The following is an 18651-nucleotide window of genomic DNA, read 5'->3' on the forward strand; positions in this document are numbered from 1 at the left end:
TACTACCCAATTAGTTGAACTAATAAGACACTTATATTATCGGGACCGCCTGCCGTATTTGCGGCAGTAACAAGATTTTGGCATGCTCTTTGCAGGTTGGGAGATTCATTAACAGCACGAATAAGATCCTGCTCTGCTACTACACCCCACAACCCATCACTACAGATCAACAATGTACCGGGCTGAGGAAATGCGAGTGTAAAAATTTCTGGATCCAGAATGTCACCCTGACCAAGCGCTTTATACAATACATTCCGATGTGGATAATTTTCTGCTTCTTCCGGGGTGATATGACCAAGTTCCTGAAGGCGCTGGACCAGTGAATGGTCACGGGTGATCGCTTCGATCCTTCCATCTGGATAGATGAAGTAAGCTCGGCTATCCCCAACATGCCCAATCGTGATCTGTTGACCCAACACAAGTGCGGCCGTAAGTGTTGTTCCGCTTCCTGGCGCTTCACGCTGGATAACCCGTTGCGCTTCATTGACCGCCGCCGACATAATCTCTTGAAAAGATTCGTCCATCGTATCGGTCTTGACTTGGAACAGGTGTGAATGAAATTTCTTCAAAATGTATCCGGCAACAGTACGAATGGCGGCGTTACTTGCGACCTCTCCGAACTGGTGTCCCCCCATCCCATCTGCCACAATATACAATCCAAATGGCATATTCCCTGAATTGCCGCCCATAGTCGCTGTGAGGGCAAGCACGCTATCTTCATTTAATTCACGTTGCTTCCCAACAGATTGACCTGCGGCCGCGATCAATTGTTGCATATCAAATTGTACATTTTGATTGCTTACAATGGCTTTTAGTTGTTCTTCCGTGAGAGGAGCGGTATTAGCAATGTCCACCGTAGTAGTGGCTGGCTTTGACCGATTTTTGAACAACCAACTGAATAATTTATCCACAAGAACTCCTTATCACGCAAGCAGTGCGTATACTTGATGGTCGGTGGAACCAAAGTAAACAATATCGTCATACACCAAGGGGGTACCAGTGATAGCTCCCTCTGTGCCAAACTTCCATCGTAAACGTCCAGTACGATATTCAAGGCAATAGAGACTACCATCCACTGAACCGAAATACACAGAATCTTTATAAATCACAGGCGAACCATTTACTTGATGTTCTGTGCGGAAACGCCAGGCTTCTTTCGAGCTTTTCATTTCCACAGCGTATACAAAACCATCTGACGCCCCAACAATAACCAGGTCGTCAGCGACGCATGGTGTACTGATGGATGCTTTTCCAAGACGGAACCGCCATAACGTCCAGCCGTTTCGTGGATCTAATGCATAAAGAGTACTGTCCACCGATGTGAAATACAAGGACTGACCCGTGCCAACAGTTGAAGATGTAATACTTCGTTTTGCACGGAAGCGCCACTTCATTTCACCACGGAAATTTACAGCATAATAATCACCGGTCTCGCACCCAAAGTAAATCATTTCGTTCATAACGAACGGTGTGGCTCGTATGGCGTCAGCAGATTCAAAGCGCCAGACCATGCGTCCGCTATTGATATTGACGGCATGCAAAAACTTATCGTCAGACCCAAGAAACACATGCCCTTCAGCAATACTCGGAGATGAACGGACAGGGCCATCGGTGTAATACGTCCACACCACTTTGCCGGAGCGAGAAGAAACTACATGCAAGCGTTTATCTTCAGAGCCTATGTAGATATTTCCATCCACAACTACGGGGCGCGAAACGATACCGCCATCAGTCGGGTATTTCCATTGGAACTTCCCTTCGGCGGCATCCAATGAATACAGATTGTTGTCATAAGAGCCTATATAAAGAGAGCCCTGTGAAATGGTAGGCGTACCACGTACCTCATCTTCACACTTGAACTTCCAAAGAGGCTTGATACCATCAGACTTTACCGGCCCTGTTTGATGGCCCATACGAACAAGAATACCGGTCTTGCGTGCCACAGACAGAAGAGCTTCTTTCATTTCCGCGGCGCTTTTGAACCGGCTGGCAGGGTCATATTCCAATGCGCGATTGACGATCACATCTAGTTCGGCAGAGACAGCAGGGTTGATACGGCGAATCGGACGCTCAGCAAACGAAAATGGAGGTTCGAGGCGCGGGTCACGTCGCGTCAACGCATGATGGATGGTTGCTCCCAGCGAATAAATATCCGCCATCTGTGTGGCTTCACCGCGATATTGCTCGGGAGGAGAATATCCCTCAGTGCCGATCATCGTGCCTTTGATACCGGTCTGGAATGCCTTCGCAATTCCAAAATCAACCAACACCACCTCACCATTCGAATTGATCATTACATTCGAGGGCTTCATATCACGGAAGATGATCGGGTCAGGTTTATGTTTGTGTAAATATTCAAGAACATCACACAGTTCGACTGCCCAAGTTAAAACCTGGTCTTCCGGCAGGAAACCATTTGTGTCATTGATAACCGTTTCCATATCCTTGCCATGGATGAATTCCAAGACAAGATAAGAACGACTTTCCAAAGTAAAGTAATCGTAGATCTTGGGAATAGCTGGATGATGGAGAGTCGCTAGCAGGTTCGCTTCACGCTCAAAATTCTGTACGATGGTCTCACGTACTAAAGGATCTGGAGCGCTGTTGATCATTTCTTTGACTGCGACCAACTTGGTCACATTCGGGAAGTGCATATCGCGGGCGCGATAAACAGACCCCATTCCACCAAGACCAACCACTTCTTGAATCGCATATCGCTTGGCCAGCGTAACGCCAGCCTGGAGTTGGCTCTTGGGAGCAGAGTTTTCATCTCCCTTGTCATCATCTGAAAGATCAGGGAATATTCGAGTTTCCAGCGGCATTCTCCTATCTAGCAGATTATAGTTTGCAGTTCATTGTTTGACAACAGCAATACAGGAGTGTTTCTGATAATTTTGTCGGTTTAATCGCTTAAACCTTGCCGAGAACCCTTTTCTACGGCAAAATACCCGTACCGTGAAAATACTTACAATCAGTGATGAAGTTATAGAACGACTTTACAGTCTTTGTAGCAACGGTCATTTCGACGATGTAGAACTGATCATCGGGTGTGGTGATCTTCCTTACCCTTATCTTGAGCACATTGTCTCTACACTTAATGTCCCGTTGTTATACGTCCCGGGAAACCACGATCCCATTCACCAGGAAAACGACCCCAAAACATATGCCGAGGGGGGGATGAATCTCGACCTGAATTTTACTCGTGTGAAAACTTTCCTGGTCGCTGGATTTGGTGGATGCATTCTCTACCGGCCCAATGGGACGAATCAATATTCACAAACAAGTGCTTACTTCCGTGCATTCAAAATGCTACCGCGACTGTTGCTTAATCGAATCCAATATGGTCGTGCTCTGGATATTTTGATCACCCATTCCCCACCCTTTGGCATACATGATGAAGATACCCAAGCCCATCAGGGATTGAAAGCGATCAACTGGTTAATTCAAATTGCCAAACCACGGTATCATTTCCACGGGCATGTCCATTTCTACCGTAGAAATTTAGACGCTTCCGAGACAGATGTCAAAGGAACAAAGATCGTTAATGTTTACCCTTATAAAGTATTGGATGTTCACCATTAATAATTTACTATGACAGATAACACTTTCGAACAAGCACGTGCTGATTTTCAACGCGCACGTTTCAAAGCATTTTTAAACAGCGTTTGGGCTACCATCTCCGGTCAGCCAACCACCTTGCTTTCTTATGACGAGATCAAGGAAAAGCTTCACATCGGCGGCCCCATTTACCGGGGCATACAAACCGTGCGCGTTGATGAGATCGCAGGAAGCCTCAACCGCTATCAAGAATTTGACCGGGTCTTCCTACCCGCTACTGACAAGCTTGCCGAACGTTGGCAAAGTGTCAACCGTGCTTTCTATAAAGAGATTAGTCTTTCACCTGTAGTGCTTTATAAAGTAGGACAGGTCTATTTTGTCGTGGATGGACATCATCGCGTTTCAGTCGCCCGCCAACAGGGACAGATCTTCATCGAAGCCGATGTTCGCGAATGTGCCACGCGCGTCAACCTGACAGCCGATATCAAACCCGAAGACCTCGAAATACTTCACAGCAAAGTCCATTTTCTCGAACGCACATCTCTCGACACATTGATTCCCAAAGCCAACATCAAAGTCACTGTCCCCGATGGCTTCGAGCGTATGCTCGAACATATTGCCGTGCACCGCTACTTCATGGGCATCGACTTGGAACGTGACATTACTGAAGAAGAAGCTGTAAAGCACTGGTACAAAAAAGTGTATATGCCGATCATCAGGGTTGTCCGTTCAACAAGTATCCTCAAAGAATTTCCCGAAAAGACGGAAGGCGATCTTTACCTCTGGGTACTCGATCACCAACACTACCTTGCATCGGAAGAAGGGCTTCCTCTTCAACCTCCCGAACTCGCCGCACAAAATTTCGTCAACGATAAAGACAAGAAGAAAAAAGTGATACGTAAAAAAAGCGCGCCAAAAGGATCGGGGAAGAAGTGACATCGTCACATCCTCTTGCTGGAGTCTACGCCGCAGCTGTGACTCCGTTAAAGCACGATTCATCTTTTGACCTTGATGCTGTTCCTGCTTTATTGGCCTTTCTCTCCTCCCGAGGTTGCCATGGCGCATTATTCTTTGGCACTACCGGTGAGGGACCATCCTTCTCCCCAACAGAACGCGAAACATTCCTTCGTTCCGTCCGCGCTTATCGTCAACTTGTCCCTGGCTTTCGCCTGCTCGCTGGCACAGGGACGCCCAGCCTTTCCGAAACCATAGACCTGACAAAACTCTCCTTCGAACTTGGATATGACGGTGTCGTTGTGTTGCCTCCCTACTACTTCCGCAAAGCAACGGACGAAGGATTATTCAATTGGTTCAGTGAGCTGATAAAGAAAGCCGTCCCTCCTGATAAATACCTGCTTGGTTATCACTTCCCTAACGTTGCAGGGATTGGATTATCGGTCGAATTGCTTTCACGATTAAAGGATGCTTTCCCCGTGCAATTTGCAGGCATCAAAGACTCATCACATGATGATACTCTCGCAAAAACGCTCGGCGAAAAATTCGGTTCCGATCTCGTTGTCCTCACAGGCACAGATTCATATCTGCAACTTGCCATGCAAAACAAAGCCGCAGGGTGCATCACCGCCGCCGCCAACCTCATCTCACCCGACCTGCGCGAAGTATGGAACTTAATGCAAGAAGGCAAGGATGCAACTGAAGCGCAAGCACGCGTAACAAATCAGAGACATATTCTCGAAAAGTATCAGCCCTTCCCGCCGGTGCTCAAAGCTCTTCTGCATCGCATGTATGAACTTCCAAGTTGGTCTGTCAAACCACCGTTGGAAAACATATCCGAAGAACTGGCACAAATCATTGAAGCCGAATTAGATGCGATATAAAGAAAAACTCCCGCTTGGTAACGGGAGTTTTTTCTACATGATAAACATCATAAGTTGACTCCGGGTACAATACCGTCCATGAACACTTGGCGACTTCTAATTACCCCTCCTGCGCGCGGCGCGTGGAATATGGCACTCGATCAATCCATCCTCGAACACATCGGACGTGGCGAATCACTTCCAACGTTGCGGCTGTATGCATGGACCCCGGCCTGTCTCTCGCTGGGATATGCCCAACCCTTCGCAGACGTTGACGTAGCCCGCCTCAGATCACAGGGATGGGAAGTTGTCCGCCGCGCGACCGGTGGGCGCGCGATCTTGCACACAGACGAAATCACCTACTCAGTCATTGCCCCATCAGATGAACCACGTGTGGAAGGAAGTGTTCTCGAAAGCTACAACCGCCTTGCACAGGCGTTATTACTGGCAGTAAAAAGTTTGGAAATACCCGTTGAGATGAAAGAAGGAAAGTCAAACGATGGCACTACACCCAACCCGGTTTGCTTTGAAGTCCCTTCAACGTATGAGATCACAGTGAACGGAAAGAAGTTGATCGGCTCGGCACAAGCCCGTAAAAAAGAAGGCGTCCTTCAACACGGATCACTCCCACTAACCGGCGACCTCACACGCATTTGTCAGGCATTGGTCTTTGAAAATGAAGCGGCAAGAGAAGTTGCATCGAAGCGGCTGTTGGAACGGGCAACGACAGTTGAGTCCGCTTTGGGGCGTGGAGTCAGTTGGGAGATGGCCTCGCAGGCTTTGGTCCAGGCATTTGAGGCGCAATTAGGATTAAGTTTCGAGCGGGGTGAATTGTCTGAATCCGAATCAAAAAGAACTGATGAATTGGTCAGAGAAAAATACGATCATCCATCATGGACAGAACGGGTATAAAAAAAATCCGAGTTCAAGAACTCGGAACTTTTTATCATCCTGGGTCTTTCACAAAGATCGTGTTCGGAAAACCCAGTGCAGCAAAAAATTTCAGTAGATACGCCTCGGCATTGATCTGTGCGTTTTCGAGAATGCCATCTTCAAGCGCAGCTTTGAGAATTTCCTGCTCAGCGCTTTGGCGCACAAGCGTTTCAAGATTGGGGTCAGGTTTGGTAAGCAGACCTGTATCACGGTTGTACACATAGGATTTTTCGTTATCGAGTGTAGCGATAAAGATTTCAGCGGGAGGTAATTTCACATTCAAAACGCCGTTCTCATAGCGCATGTTCTCAGGAGTAAGCTTTTCCATATCGATTCCCGCGATCACGGTACCATGGCCTACGAACAGGATCTTATCTCCAAATAAAGTGTCAAACGTACCGCCGCCGGTTTCGCCGGTTACAACCTTTTCGATGCTATATTGAATTGTCTCAAGCCGGGCCAACGCACGGATCTCATTGATATAAGTCACCGGGTCGGGGATAATGGTCGGCGTTGGATTCAAAAGATTCGCCATCTGAGTTTGCACAGCATGGTTCTGCTCACTCAACGATTGAAATGGAGCAGTCGCGGCTTTTGAAGTTTCGCGCACGGCTTGTACAACCATTACTGCCGCAACAACGACCACAACCAGTATCAAAAAGGAAAACAGGTTATTGTTTTTCATGGGCGTATTATAATCTCAAAGATATGACGAAACGCGTATACCTTTTATTCATCATCGCAATATTGGGGTGTTCTTTACCAAACGTTACGATCACACAGCCGGCGACCGAGACACCCTTACCTCTCTCCTCTCCAACTTTGGATTCCGCTCCGCTTCCTCCCACAGCGGAGCTTGGTCTGGCGGAAAATCCCTTGATCCTCGCTCTGGCCCCCTCTACCAATACCCCAGAACAGATCACCGCCGCGAAAGCGCTTGCTGACCAGTTCATGCAACGGACTGGGTATGTGGTCGTGACGACTATCCCTGATTCGTATTCCGCGCTGATAGAGGCGTTTGAAAAGGGAAATGCTCACATGGCATTGCTTGACCCAACATCATACGCGCTTGCGTATCAAAAGGGTTTAGCACATGCTCAATATGCTGTTGTGAAAGAGAAGAAGATCAAATATGGGGCGCAGTTTCTTGCGGGCCGAAAGGGTGGTTTCACATCCTATTTCGATGATGATGCCGGGGAAAATACAGCCGATGCGACTGTTGCGCTTGCACAATTCAGCGAGAAGAAACCGTGCTGGAGTGAGGAGACTTCGCTTTCAGGGTATGTGATTCCGCTTGGGGTGTTGAATCAGGCTCAGGTCCCATTAAGACCCGCGGCATTTGTAGGTGGACAGACAACAGTCGTACGGTCCATTTATGCGGGCGGCATTTGTGATTTCGGAGCATCCTATGTGGATGCTCGCAAGTTCCCGTCACTTGAAGATGAGTTCCCAGATTTAATGGAGCAGGTGCTTGTCATCTGGCAAGTGCCGGAGATCATTCCATATGAAGTGTTTGTATTTTCAGATCAAATGTCACAATCCATGCAAACTCTTTTTTATGATCTCATTCCACCCATTATGCAAACCGATGAGGGAAGCGCGGCATTCAAAACAGTCTATGATATCGATGAATTACAAGCCGTGAATGACGGGGATTTCGTTGAATTTCAGACCCTTATTGACGAATCAAGAGTTGATCTGTACTCTCTATTAAGACAACAATAACCTAAATATTACACAAATGTCTCTTGTTTAATTTCCATGAAGGTTGTATTATCATTTTCGTAAGGTAGAGTTTTCCAATACCAAATTCTAAGAGGAGAAGAGTTATGAAGAAATCACTAAGTTTGTCCTTTGCCGTGATCGTGGTTCTTGCGTTGGCACTGGCTGCCTGCGCGCCCGCCACCCCGGCACCCACCGAAGCACCCACAGCCGTTCCCGCCACTGCCGTTCCGACAGATGTGCCGGAACCCACAGCCACTGCCGTACCTGAATTAGGCACTGCTGACAATCCGCTCGTTATGGCGCTTGCACCTTCAGCCACCACCCAAGAACTGCAAACTGGTGGTCAGGCTATCGCCGATAAATTGAGCGAATTGACCGGTTACACCATCACAGTTACCGTGCCTACAAACTATGCCGCGATGATCGAGGCCATGGGCGCAGGCAATGCTCACATTGGTTGGCTTGCTCCTGTCCAATACATTGTTGCACATGGTAATGGCTACGCAGATGTTGGCCTTGCGACCGTCCGCAATGGCTCCAATCACTATGGTGTTCAGTTTGTTGTCAACTCCGATTGGAAAGACAAAGATGGCAATGGCTTCACACTGTATTACGATGCCGCCACCGGCAAAGATACCGCTGATGCCGCGACCGCTTTGGCGCAATTGGCCGATAAGAAACCCTGCTGGACCGACCCGCTTTCCGCTTCCGGTTACATCATTCCTTCCGGTATTTTGAAGAAGGAAGAAGTCAAGGCCAAAGCTGGCGCATGGGTTCAGGGACATCCTACCGTCATCAAATCCGTGTATCTCAGCCCAAAGGGTGAGATCTGCGATTTCGGTGCAACCTTCATCGATGCACGCTCCAATGTCGTTGCTGACTTCCCCGATGTGAACGATAAGGTTCAGATCCTGTGGGTCACCGATCCGTTCATCCCGAACGATAACGTTTCTTATGCCAGCAACGTACCTGCTGATATGCGCGACAAGCTTTCTCAGGCTCTGCTTGACCTGGCCAGCACCGAAGATGGCATTACACTTCTCAAGAACGGTGGATACAGCATCCAGGGTCTTGAAAAAGTGGATGACACTTTCTACGATGACTTCCGCGTTTACCTCGAAGCATCTGGTGTGGATCCCACAACGCTCTTCAAATAAACTGCCCTAATAAAAGAGGGAGGACGAAATGTCCTCCCTCTTTTATCTTCTGCCACGCTGAGTGCAACGAAGCCTATTTTGTACGACAAACTCTTCGTTTCATTCAGGGTGACATAAGATATCATTTCAGCGGAGAAACCATGCTCAAAATCCAAAACATCACAAAAACCTACCCCAACGGCACGAAGGCGTTAAAAGATGTATCGTTTGAGGTAAAGGATGGCGAATTTCTGATCGTCATTGGGTTGTCAGGTTCAGGCAAATCCACCTTGCTTCGGTGCATCAACCGTCTCATTGACCCTACTGAGGGCAAGATATTTTGGGACGATACCGACATCACCGCCGCATCACCATCTGAGTTGAGGAACATTCGCCGCAAGATCGGCATGGTCTTCCAACAGTTCAACCTGGTCAAACGATCCAGCGTAATGGCGAATGTGTTATCAGGCAGGTTGGGATATGTGAATCCATGGTTGAGTTTGGTCGGCATCTGGCCGGAAGAAGAAAAACAAAAAGCGATCAAATCTTTGGAACGCGTGGGAATCGCCGACAAGGCCTTCAACCGTGCGGATGCGCTCTCCGGCGGACAACAACAACGTGTGGGAATCGCACGCGCGCTCATGCAGGACCCGAAACTGATCCTGGCCGATGAGCCGGTAGCCAGCCTCGACCCGGTTCTGTCACATTCCATTTTGCAGTATCTTGAACAACTCAACAAAGAGGGAATCACCGTCATTTGTTCTTTGCACTTTTTGGATCTTGTCCATCGGTATGCCACACGTGTAGTGGCTCTGAAAGATGGCATCAAGGTGTTTGAAGGTTCGGCCAAAGAGATTGACCGTGCCAAGTTCAAAGAAATTTACGGGGAGGAGGCGCAGGAAGTCCGCGCCGCGTCGCTGTGAGGGTAGATATGGATGATCGTCCAGCGACCAACTTTCAGTTAAGCATGAGCGGGGTTTTGTCCGCATTGATACCCGGGTTGGGGCAAATCGTCCGCGGCCAACGGTATCGCGGTGTTTCCATCCTACTTGGATTTTTGGTGATGCTTTTCACCGTGATCTGGTATGGCGAACCACTTTGGTATGCATCGCCCATCGCCATTTGGTTATGGAATATTTGGGATGCGGCAAGCCTTCGTTCACGTTCGATATTATTACCAATCTTGTTCGGCTTGTTAGCGGCGTATAGCATCGGCTGGCGTGTGGTGGGAATCGATTTCAGCAAAGCCGATATGAACCGTGCCAAGATGATCGTGCGCCCGATGGCAAGGCCAGATTTTATTCAAGCCAAACGGGAGCACAATCAAATGTGGGTTCCGGTCCAGGTCCCTTGCGCGCCAGAGCCTCCGACGGCTGTTCGTGAAGACAATGGGAAAAAGGCGACGGTCATCCCCGATTGCGGCACTGTCGGCGAAACAATGATCGTTTCAGTCAGTGGCTTGTGGCCTAACGCCGAGACGAATGTGGTTTGGAACAATCCTATCGGCAACCCAATGATGCTCGGTGAAGGCGAAATCTCGATGTTGGTGTTGACCACCGACGAGACCGGCTCGTTGACAACCACCATCCATGTGCCGACCACCGCACTTGTTGCGGCGCCCGACCCCACATTGCCTCAACTCCATCGTGTGTACTTCGATCAATATCGTCCGATCGGCGGCTACGAACTATCTTTCATCGGTAATGAAGTATTAAAAGGCGCTTTCACAACGGTTGCCATGGCGCTCATTGCTACAGCAATGGCAGTCGTTTTTGCAATTCCAATTTCTTTCCTTGCGGCCCATAACTTAATGAGTGGTAACCCAATTTCATATTTGATCTATGTGTTGGTACGCACTCTACTCAATATATTACGCTCCATCGAATCGCTCATCATTGCGATCATATTTGTGGTGATCGTAGGGCTTGGGCCATTCGCTGGTGCCCTAGCGCTGGCAGTACATTCCATTGCCGCGCTGGCTAAACTATATTCTGAAGTCATCGAAGGCATTGACGCCGGTCCCATTGAGGCCATCCGTGCAACTGGAGCCAATTGGATGCAGACCGTCCGTTACGCGGTCATCCCTCAGATCATCCCACCTTTTACAGCATTCACCATTTATCGTTGGGATATCAACGTTCGCTCAGCAACTATCATCGGCTTTGTCGGAGGTGGTGGTATCGGCTTCTTGTTGATCGAACTTACCCGCGTCAACAACATGCGCGGTATAAGCTCGGTCTTCATTGCTATTGCAGTCATTGTAGTAACACTCGATTACATCAGCGCAAAAATGCGGGAGAGGCTTGTATAGCATGAACAAATCCCGCGTTATTCGCAATGTTCTTTTGTTTGCACTATTGGTAGCCGCATTTGGGATTTCCTACAATGTCACCGGCGTGGACTTTCCGCGCCTGATCCGTGATTTGCCAAAAGGCGGCCCGATTCTCAAAGAGTTTCTTTCGCCAGATATTTTCACACGGGATATAGAAACTCGCACCATCGAGATCGCTTTCCCAATCCCTTGCGGCTCTGCTCCAAATGAAAGCCTGGTCCCGTCCGAAGGGCCTCGCCTTGTCCCAAGCGTCAACTGTGCCGACCCACGCCAAAAATTTACCCTTGAAGGCTTCGACCTCGAACCCAATTCCGAGGTGGTCATCCGTTGGGATTTTCCCGATGAGCGGGTGATGACCGCCATCCGCACACAAACAGACGAGAACGGCTATTTCACATCCCCGGTGGAGGCACGACCCATCGCTGTCTCTGTAGATAATGTTGCCAGTCAACTTGAAGTGGATACCAATACCCCAGTCGGCAAGCTAAAACCCAGTCAGGCTGTAAAAGATGTTCTCGATGCCATATTCATAACCATCTTTATGGCATTGCTTTCCACAACCGTCGCTACCCTCATCGCCGCGCCTTTGAGTTTTCTTGCCGCAAGCAACATCACGCGCAAGGGTGCCCTAGGGACAACAGTTTATTACACCTTCCGCTCTTTCTTCAATTTGATGCGCTCGTATGATCCGCTTTTGATGGCGTCAGTATTCGCATTTTGGTTAAGCTTCGGTGCATTCCCTGGCGCCCTTGCTTTGACAGTGGTCACCATTGCCTCACTCGGCAAATTATTCTCCGAAGCCATAGAGAACATAGAGGCTGGTCCAATAGAAGCTTTGCAGGCAACAGGGGCAAACCCAGTGCAAACTGTTGCCTATGGTGTTGTTCCACAAATCATCCCTGATTTCATCTCGTTCATTATCTACCACTGGGATATCAATATTCGCATTTCAACCATCATAGGCTTTGTAGGTGGAGGCGGTATTGGCTTCTACTTGAGCGAACAAATCAACGGATCCCATTATGATAGAGCTGGCACAGCCATTTGGGCCATCGTCATTGTTGTGTGGGCAATGGACTTCTTAAGCGCTGAAGTTCGGAAGCGGCTCACATAAAAATCCCTGTAATTGAAAACAAAAAAGCCCCGTCAAATGACGGGGCTTTTTTGTGCTCTTTTGAGCGAATTACACGGTCAGGGAGTTGTTGATGGAGCTGAAAGTGTTGCCGATCTTGGGTCCGAGCAAGCGCATGACAGCGATAACAACGATGGCGACGAGAGCGAGAATGATCGCGTACTCGACGAGGCCTTGACCTTTTTCCTTGGGAGCGAATAACATAATGGTAATTCCTTTCAAATAAAAAGTTTTCCTGAGGACCGTTCCTCAGAACTGTTTATATTTTATCCATCCCTCCGGATATTTCAAGCCCCAAAAAGCGAATTCCGCTTACATCCTTGTTAGGCTGAGAAGTATGTAAAGTGTTGCTTTTTTATCATTTATCCAGAAAATAAGCAAAAAGCCCCATCTTTCGATGGGGCTTTTTGCTGTTAGAAGCAGATTACAACGTTAGAGAGTTGTTGATGGAACTGAAGGTGTTGCCGACTTTCGGGCCCAGCAAACGCATGACAGCAATCACAACAATGGACACGAGTGCGAGGATAATCGCGTACTCGACAAGTCCCTGGCCTTTTTCTTTCGGAGCAAATAACATAGTAGAAATCCTTTCAAAATAAAATATTCTGAGGACCGTCCTCAGCTTACTAATCATTCTAGTCTGTTCCTATTTTTTTTCAAGCATTAACAAAATGGTAAATTTTACATTCTTGTAAGAAATTTACGTTAGGTACTAGACAGCAATAGCCAAAATACGTTACAGGTTTCTCTTAGCGGTTTATTATAAATACCCACCCAATAACCCCATATCCATTAAAATGGTCGCATGTTAAAACGGATATTAAAATTTCTCTGGCGGGTAATTCTTTTTGCAGGAGCCGTCGGCCTGCTGGGATTACTCCTGCCACGCCTAATCACTACGCTATACGCATGGAATAAGATTTACACAGCCGATAGTGCGCCATCAGAGCGTGTTGCGATCGTCTTTGGGGCAGGGTTGCGCTATGACGGAACCCCAACTGCTGTACTACGTGACCGGGTGGAGACAGGGGCCGCCTTGTATTTCAGCGGAAAAGTTGAAAAACTCTTAATGAGCGGCGACAATAGGGTTGTGGAATATAACGAGCCAGAATCGATGCGTCAATATGCCATCTCGCTCGGGGTTCCGAATGAGGCGATTGTCTTGGATTACGCCGGTAGGCGTACCTATGATACTTGTTATAGAGCAAAAGCTATTTTTGGGGTACAAAACACCATTTTAGTAACGCAAAAATTCCACCTAGCACGGGCTTTATTTCTTTGTAATTCTCTGGGAATAAAAGCTGTTGGGGTGGAGGCAAATAATTTGACGTATCGAAAAAGTTCCCTCCTCATTTGGAATATTCGTGAGCAACTAGCCACATTTACTGCCTTTATGGATGTTTATGTAGATAAACCGCTCCCAGTTTTGGGACAAGCAGAGCCGATTTTTACAGATTGACCCGTAAAATTTATCCACAGTACCCTCTTTCACGCTTTGTAGACCCCAAAATATCCCCTTCCGGTACTAGATTCATGCCCATATTTGGGGGGGGATACCTTTCATGCTTGTTTGTTCAGACAACCAATTTGTGGATAAGTGCCGGTTATTTGTGGATAAGTGCCTCTCCTTGTGGACAAGTGGGGAAAAGTGCCCGTTATGAAACTGTAATGCACCCCCATATATGGGGGAGGCCGGTAGCTCCAGTCAAAATATAGAATTTGCTAAAACACCACCCAACATGTGGATAGGTTGTGAGTAGATTATCCAGAATCCTTCCACAGGTGAGGAAAGGCTGGTTTGTTGAATCAAGCCTACATCCAGAGTGATGCGTGGTTAGGGCCCCCATATCTTCGGTTTGTACGGGTTTGTCCACACTATCCACACCCCCTACTACTATTACGAATCCATATACTCTATATTAAGTTGCTTGAATATAAAGGGTAAATCTTGTACAATGCTTTTAAGTACAGCCCCTTTTTCATTGTTGGGAGGTTCCCCATGGAGATGATTAAAGTTTCTGCTAACTCCCGTACTTCTGCTGTTGCTGGGGCAATTGCGGGTGTCTTCCGTGAAAATAAACGCGCGGAAGTGCAGGCGATTGGTGCCGGAGCGGTTAATCAGGCGGTGAAGGCTCTGGTGCTGGCAATCGGATATCTGAAGAATGATGGGTTGGATGTAGTGTGTGTACCCGAATTCGCAGATGTGACGATTGATGATAAGGTTCGGACGGCGATCAAGATGGTGATCGAGCCACGATAGTTCGTCTGTACTTTGGACATTCCACCATCGGGGGGCTATAATGTAAGAACTTCTCTCGCTTCTTGCGCAGGGACATCTGCCTCAGCGTTCTGATACCATGCCTTCTCTGAAACCTATTATGCGCCTTCGCCAGCCCTTTTCCCGCTCTTTATTCTTTCTTTTTCTCTTAACCTGCCTGTTGACTGGGCTGGTCGGGGTTGTGGATAATTCTGTACCTGTAAAGGCGGCGTCTTCGAATATTGTTATTAGTCAAGTTTATGGCGGTGGGGGAAACTCAGGTGCGACTTATACGAACGATTATGTGGAATTGTTCAATCTTGGTGCTACTACAGTCTCTCTTTCAGGTTGGTCAATTCAGTATGCATCAGCAACGAGTACATCATGGGCTACAACAAACCTTAGCGGATCGATTGCACCAGGTCAATATTACCTTGTTCAACTGGCTGGCGGGGCGAATGGTAGCACTTTACCTACACCTGACCTTAGTGGTTCGTTAAATTTAAGTTCCACAGATGGCAAGGTGGCATTAGTAAGCTCAACAACGGCCTTAACAGGGAACGGTTGTCCGTTTGCAGGGAGCGTTATTGATTTTGTTGGATATGGTACTGCTGATTGTAGTGAAACAACAAATGCTCCTGCACCAAGCAGTACTACAGCTGATATGCGAGTTGATGCATGCAGGGATATAGATAACAACAGCGTTGAGTTTTCAGCTAACCCAACAAATCCTCACAATTCAGCTACACTTCCTGTACCCTGCCTTCGGGTAATAAATGTTGACTCGACAAGTGCTTCTCCATGGACATATACAGCAGGAGCCAATATTACGATAGCTGTAACATTTAGCAATGCTGTAACAGTAGATCTGACGAATGGTTCACCGACACTTGCCCTTGAAACTGGATCAACAGATACAAGAGCGACTTATGCGGGTGGAAGTGGAACTTCTACGCTAACTTTTAATTACTTAGTAGCATCAGGAGATACTTCTGGGGATTTAGATTATGTTGCAACGAACTCACTTTCTCTAAATGGCAGTACTATTACTGGTGCGGCCGGTGATGCTAGTTTAACTCTTCCCACCCCAACTGTAACATGTCCATCTCTAACAACACCATGTTCTCTTGGCGCCAATAAAGACATTAGGATTGATAATGGAAATGGTGTTGCTCCAAGCATACTGTCTTTTGCTCGCCAGCCTGCCAGTTCTTTGCCTACAAGGGCAGACAGCCTTGTTTTTCGCGTTACTTTCAATGAGGCTGTAATTGGCGTAGACACAGGTGATTTTATTGTGACGGGAACAACAGCAACTCCACCAGTCTCTGTAACATTGATTAGCAGTGGAATATATGATGTGACGGTTTCTGGAGGCAATCTAAATAATTTAAACGGAACCGTTGGCCTGAATTTGAATGCAGGCCAAAACATAACCGATGCTGTTCTTATTCCCCTTCCCAACGGGGAGCCGACCATAGATGAGACCTACACATTAGACAATACACCTCCAACAGTGACAATTGATCAATCATCAAGTCAAATGGACCCAACATCGGTTACGCCGATCAATTTTGATGTTGTGTTTTCTGAAGACATTGATGTTAGCACTTTTACTGCTGCCGATATTTCGTTATCTGGAACTGCGACTTTTGCAACTTGGGGTATAGTTGATTCAGGTAATCATCGAAACTTCACCATATCAGCCACATCGATCTCTCCAAACGGAACGGTCATTCCCCGGATTGTGGCAAACCGAGTTTCAGATTTGGCAGGTAATCTTAACGCTGTAAATAGCACGACTGTTACAGATGGTTCCGTTACTTTTGGAGATACAACTGCCCCTACCGTTACTATCAACCAAGCAAGTGGACAAGCAGACCCTACCGCATCTTTTCCTGTTAACTTTACCGTCGTATTTTCCGAGCCCATCAGCTCCAGTATATTCACGTCATCTGATATCACACAAAATGGAACTGCAACCGGGGTCTCATGGAGTATTACGAATTCAGGTGATAACAGAACTTTCACCGTTTCTGCTACTGCAGCAATAACAGGAACGATACAGCCTTCCATTGCGGCAAATCGCGTCACGGACTTGGTAGGAAATAATAACACTGCGAGTACAAGCACAGATAATACAGTTGTTTATGAAACTACTCGCCCCAGTGTTACTGTAAATCAGGCAGTTGCGCAAGCCGACCCAACCAGTGTCTTACCGATCAACTTCACAGTGGTATTTTCCGAACCTATCAATACTAGTACCTTTGCAGTGGCGGATATTACCCAAGCCGGAACAGCAACAGGTATCACTTGGGTGATTACTGATTCAGGCGATCATAGAATGTTCACGCTTTCTGCAACTAATCTGGGCACTAAAGGAACTTTAATCCCAGCTATTGGCGTGAACAAAGTGACAGATCTTGCTGGAAACAATAATCTTGCTAGCACAAGCACTGACAACTCGGTCACTTCTACAGCTGTACTCCCAACACCCACGCGGACTCCAACACGGACGCCAACAACGACCCCTACACTGGGTATCATTATTAGCGAGGTAGCTTGGATGGGGACATCGTCCTCTACTTCTGGTGATGAGTGGGTTGAGCTTTATAACGGCGGTTCAACAGTTGTTGATCTGAGCAATTGGACGCTTGAGTCGACCGATGGCGCAATCGACATTACCTTTTTGTCTACTGACCCGAATCACACCATTAATCCGGGGGCATATTTTATATTGGCCAAGGCAGGTACTTTTACAGACGTGACCATCAATAAGACTATCACCGCCTCATTCAGCGATGGTGGCAAGTCTTTGGAATTGAGAAATAGTGCAGGTGTTCTGATCGATACTGCCAATTCAAACGGTGGAGCATGGCCTGCTGGCAAAACAACATCCACCATATATGCCACAATGGAGCGCCATGCAGGGACTACACTCGATATAGATGCCAATTGGTATACCTTTGCGGGAACGCCTACAACACACGCTCGTGACGGTATAAAATTGGTGTATGGTACGCCAGGATATGCTAACTGGGCGGCTTCTGTCACAGCTACACCTTCACCTATCCCTACAGGGACGCGTGCACCCACTAAGACTGCTACATTAGCACCTCCCCCGCCTCCACCTCTCCTTGCGATCAACGAGTTTGTTCCACGTCCCGGACATGATTGGAACAACGATGGTGTGGTCAACACCGGTGACGAATACATTGAATTGCTCAATCACGGTGTGATCGATGTGAATTTGAGCAACTACAGGCTAGATGATGAAGCTAATGTTGGGTCGCCACTTTACAGCCTTCCATCTGTCACATTGAAACCCGGCGAACGGGTAGTCTTCTACGGCAAAGAGACAGGATTACTCCTTGGCGATGGCGGTGACGGAGTCCGTTTGCTTAAGTCAAATGGGCAGTTGGTGGATGCTTACAATTACTCTGTCGTAGATTTCCCCGATCAATCGTATTGCCGCTTGCCGGATAACGGCGGTGCGGATGATTGGAATACGAACTGTTACCCCACACCTGGATTGCAAAATTCGTTAAGCGGCACAGTGCTCAGGCCTCCCACACAGAACGATGAAGATAATCCGTTATGCCCCATTGCGGATACACTCCCGCAAGAGTTTGTCCTTGCGGAGTGCTCCCCCTTTGGCAATAACATCTGGAGCCGATATTATTGGGATAAGTTCGGTTGGTACGGCGAAAAATCCCTATTGAATGTGAATAGCAAGTGGGATGTGTACGCGGATTAAACTGTTG

Annotated in this window: 17 protein-coding genes; 12 read left to right on the forward strand and 5 right to left on the reverse strand. The window is 47.6% G+C overall.

Annotated features, from left to right (window positions below):
- Positions 1 to 2: 2 nt before the first annotated feature.
- Positions 3 to 911 carry a serine/threonine-protein phosphatase gene (locus tag IPP66_04805; GenBank protein ID MBK9924594.1) on the reverse strand — a complete coding sequence of 303 codons (909 nt, stop codon included), beginning with the start codon at positions 909 to 911 and terminating at the stop codon, positions 3 to 5.
- 12 nt (positions 912 to 923) lie between these two features.
- Positions 924 to 2822, reverse strand: a complete 1899-nt coding sequence (locus tag IPP66_04810) for a serine/threonine-protein kinase (GenBank protein ID MBK9924595.1) — start codon at positions 2820 to 2822, stop codon at positions 924 to 926.
- 133 nt (positions 2823 to 2955) lie between these two features.
- Here IPP66_04810 and IPP66_04815 point away from each other — a divergent pair, with 133 nt between their 5' ends.
- From IPP66_04815 to IPP66_04830, 4 genes are all read left to right on the forward strand, one after another.
- A complete protein-coding gene (locus tag IPP66_04815; GenBank protein ID MBK9924596.1) occupies positions 2956 to 3582 on the forward strand; it encodes a metallophosphoesterase in 627 nt (208 codons plus the stop codon).
- 9 nt (positions 3583 to 3591) lie between these two features.
- Positions 3592 to 4494 (forward strand): hypothetical protein, encoded by a 903-nt coding sequence (locus IPP66_04820; protein ID MBK9924597.1) that lies wholly within the window; start codon positions 3592 to 3594, stop codon positions 4492 to 4494.
- The gene (locus IPP66_04825; protein ID MBK9924598.1) at positions 4491 to 5396 is read left to right on the forward strand and encodes a dihydrodipicolinate synthase family protein; all 906 of its coding nucleotides are present in this window, start codon (positions 4491 to 4493) and stop codon (positions 5394 to 5396) included. Before IPP66_04820 ends, IPP66_04825 begins: the two co-directional genes overlap by 4 nt.
- Before the next feature lie 78 nt (positions 5397 to 5474).
- The gene (locus IPP66_04830; protein ID MBK9924599.1) at positions 5475 to 6287 is read left to right on the forward strand and encodes a lipoate--protein ligase family protein; all 813 of its coding nucleotides are present in this window, start codon (positions 5475 to 5477) and stop codon (positions 6285 to 6287) included.
- A 34-nt stretch (positions 6288 to 6321) separates the two neighbouring features.
- Here the strand turns inward: IPP66_04830 and IPP66_04835 are convergent, their stop codons facing one another.
- Positions 6322 to 6993, reverse strand: coding sequence for a DUF4230 domain-containing protein (locus tag IPP66_04835; GenBank protein MBK9924600.1), 672 nt, complete (start codon positions 6991 to 6993; stop codon positions 6322 to 6324).
- Positions 6994 to 7016: 23 nt separating this feature from the next.
- Between IPP66_04835 and IPP66_04840 the strand changes: the two genes are divergently transcribed.
- From IPP66_04840 to phnE (IPP66_04860), 5 genes are all read left to right on the forward strand, one after another.
- Positions 7017 to 8033, forward strand: a complete 1017-nt coding sequence (locus IPP66_04840; GenBank protein MBK9924601.1) for a PhnD/SsuA/transferrin family substrate-binding protein — start codon at positions 7017 to 7019, stop codon at positions 8031 to 8033.
- A gap of 104 nt (positions 8034 to 8137) precedes the next feature.
- Positions 8138 to 9190 carry a phosphate/phosphite/phosphonate ABC transporter substrate-binding protein gene (gene phnD / locus IPP66_04845; GenBank protein ID MBK9924602.1) on the forward strand — a complete coding sequence of 351 codons (1053 nt, stop codon included), beginning with the start codon at positions 8138 to 8140 and terminating at the stop codon, positions 9188 to 9190.
- A 140-nt stretch (positions 9191 to 9330) separates the two neighbouring features.
- Positions 9331 to 10092, forward strand: a complete 762-nt coding sequence (gene phnC, locus IPP66_04850) for a phosphonate ABC transporter ATP-binding protein (GenBank protein ID MBK9924603.1) — start codon at positions 9331 to 9333, stop codon at positions 10090 to 10092.
- An 8-nt stretch (positions 10093 to 10100) separates the two neighbouring features.
- Positions 10101 to 11480, forward strand: a complete 1380-nt coding sequence (gene phnE, locus IPP66_04855; protein MBK9924604.1) for a phosphonate ABC transporter, permease protein PhnE — start codon at positions 10101 to 10103, stop codon at positions 11478 to 11480.
- 1 nt (position 11481) lies between these two features.
- Complete coding sequence (gene phnE / locus IPP66_04860) at positions 11482 to 12615, forward strand: phosphonate ABC transporter, permease protein PhnE (protein ID MBK9924605.1); 1134 nt, start codon at positions 11482 to 11484, stop codon at positions 12613 to 12615.
- A gap of 69 nt (positions 12616 to 12684) precedes the next feature.
- Here phnE (IPP66_04860) and IPP66_04865 read toward each other — a convergent pair whose 3' ends face one another.
- Positions 12685 to 12837: a Flp family type IVb pilin gene (locus IPP66_04865; GenBank protein MBK9924606.1), complete on the reverse strand. Its 153-nt coding sequence runs from the start codon at positions 12835 to 12837 to the stop codon at positions 12685 to 12687.
- A gap of 220 nt (positions 12838 to 13057) precedes the next feature.
- On the reverse strand, positions 13058 to 13210 hold the full coding sequence (locus IPP66_04870) for a Flp family type IVb pilin (GenBank protein ID MBK9924607.1): 153 nt from the start codon (positions 13208 to 13210) through the stop codon (positions 13058 to 13060).
- A 228-nt stretch (positions 13211 to 13438) separates the two neighbouring features.
- On the opposite strand from IPP66_04870, the gene IPP66_04875 reads away from it, so the two are divergent.
- The 3 genes from IPP66_04875 to IPP66_04885 all read left to right on the forward strand — a co-directional run bounded on the left by IPP66_04875 (position 13439) and on the right by IPP66_04885 (position 18644).
- Positions 13439 to 14092: a YdcF family protein gene (locus tag IPP66_04875; GenBank protein ID MBK9924608.1), complete on the forward strand. Its 654-nt coding sequence runs from the start codon at positions 13439 to 13441 to the stop codon at positions 14090 to 14092.
- Between the two features lie 540 nt (positions 14093 to 14632).
- Positions 14633 to 14893 carry a stage V sporulation protein S gene (locus IPP66_04880; protein ID MBK9924609.1) on the forward strand — a complete coding sequence of 87 codons (261 nt, stop codon included), beginning with the start codon at positions 14633 to 14635 and terminating at the stop codon, positions 14891 to 14893.
- 118 nt (positions 14894 to 15011) lie between these two features.
- Entirely contained in the window at positions 15012 to 18644 is a 3633-nt protein-coding gene (locus tag IPP66_04885; GenBank protein ID MBK9924610.1) for a lamin tail domain-containing protein, read from the forward strand.
- Positions 18645 to 18651: the final 7 nt, after the last annotated feature.

The organism is Candidatus Defluviilinea proxima, assembly GCA_016721115.1.
Lineage (GTDB): Bacteria > Chloroflexota > Anaerolineae > Anaerolineales > Villigracilaceae > Defluviilinea > Defluviilinea proxima.

Bases quoted from the DNA above. Each gene is read 5' to 3' on its own strand.
- IPP66_04810 (MBK9924595.1), bottom strand. From the start codon at position 2,822: ATGCCGCTGGAAACTCGAATATTCCCTGATCTTTCAGATGATGACAAG.
- IPP66_04820 (MBK9924597.1), top strand. From the start codon at position 3,592: ATGACAGATAACACTTTCGAACAAGCACGTGCTGATTTTCAACGCGCA.
- IPP66_04830 (MBK9924599.1), top strand. From the start codon at position 5,475: ATGAACACTTGGCGACTTCTAATTACCCCTCCTGCGCGCGGCGCGTGG.
- IPP66_04835 (MBK9924600.1), bottom strand. From the start codon at position 6,993: ATGAAAAACAATAACCTGTTTTCCTTTTTGATACTGGTTGTGGTCGTT.
- IPP66_04840 (MBK9924601.1), top strand. From the start codon at position 7,017: ATGACGAAACGCGTATACCTTTTATTCATCATCGCAATATTGGGGTGT.
- phnD (MBK9924602.1), top strand. From the start codon at position 8,138: ATGAAGAAATCACTAAGTTTGTCCTTTGCCGTGATCGTGGTTCTTGCG.
- phnC (MBK9924603.1), top strand. From the start codon at position 9,331: ATGCTCAAAATCCAAAACATCACAAAAACCTACCCCAACGGCACGAAG.
- phnE (MBK9924604.1), top strand. From the start codon at position 10,101: ATGGATGATCGTCCAGCGACCAACTTTCAGTTAAGCATGAGCGGGGTT.
- phnE (MBK9924605.1), top strand. From the start codon at position 11,482: ATGAACAAATCCCGCGTTATTCGCAATGTTCTTTTGTTTGCACTATTG.
- IPP66_04865 (MBK9924606.1), bottom strand. From the start codon at position 12,837: ATGTTATTCGCTCCCAAGGAAAAAGGTCAAGGCCTCGTCGAGTACGCG.
- IPP66_04870 (MBK9924607.1), bottom strand. From the start codon at position 13,210: ATGTTATTTGCTCCGAAAGAAAAAGGCCAGGGACTTGTCGAGTACGCG.
- IPP66_04875 (MBK9924608.1), top strand. From the start codon at position 13,439: ATGTTAAAACGGATATTAAAATTTCTCTGGCGGGTAATTCTTTTTGCA.
- IPP66_04880 (MBK9924609.1), top strand. From the start codon at position 14,633: ATGGAGATGATTAAAGTTTCTGCTAACTCCCGTACTTCTGCTGTTGCT.
- IPP66_04885 (MBK9924610.1), top strand. From the start codon at position 15,012: ATGCGCCTTCGCCAGCCCTTTTCCCGCTCTTTATTCTTTCTTTTTCTC.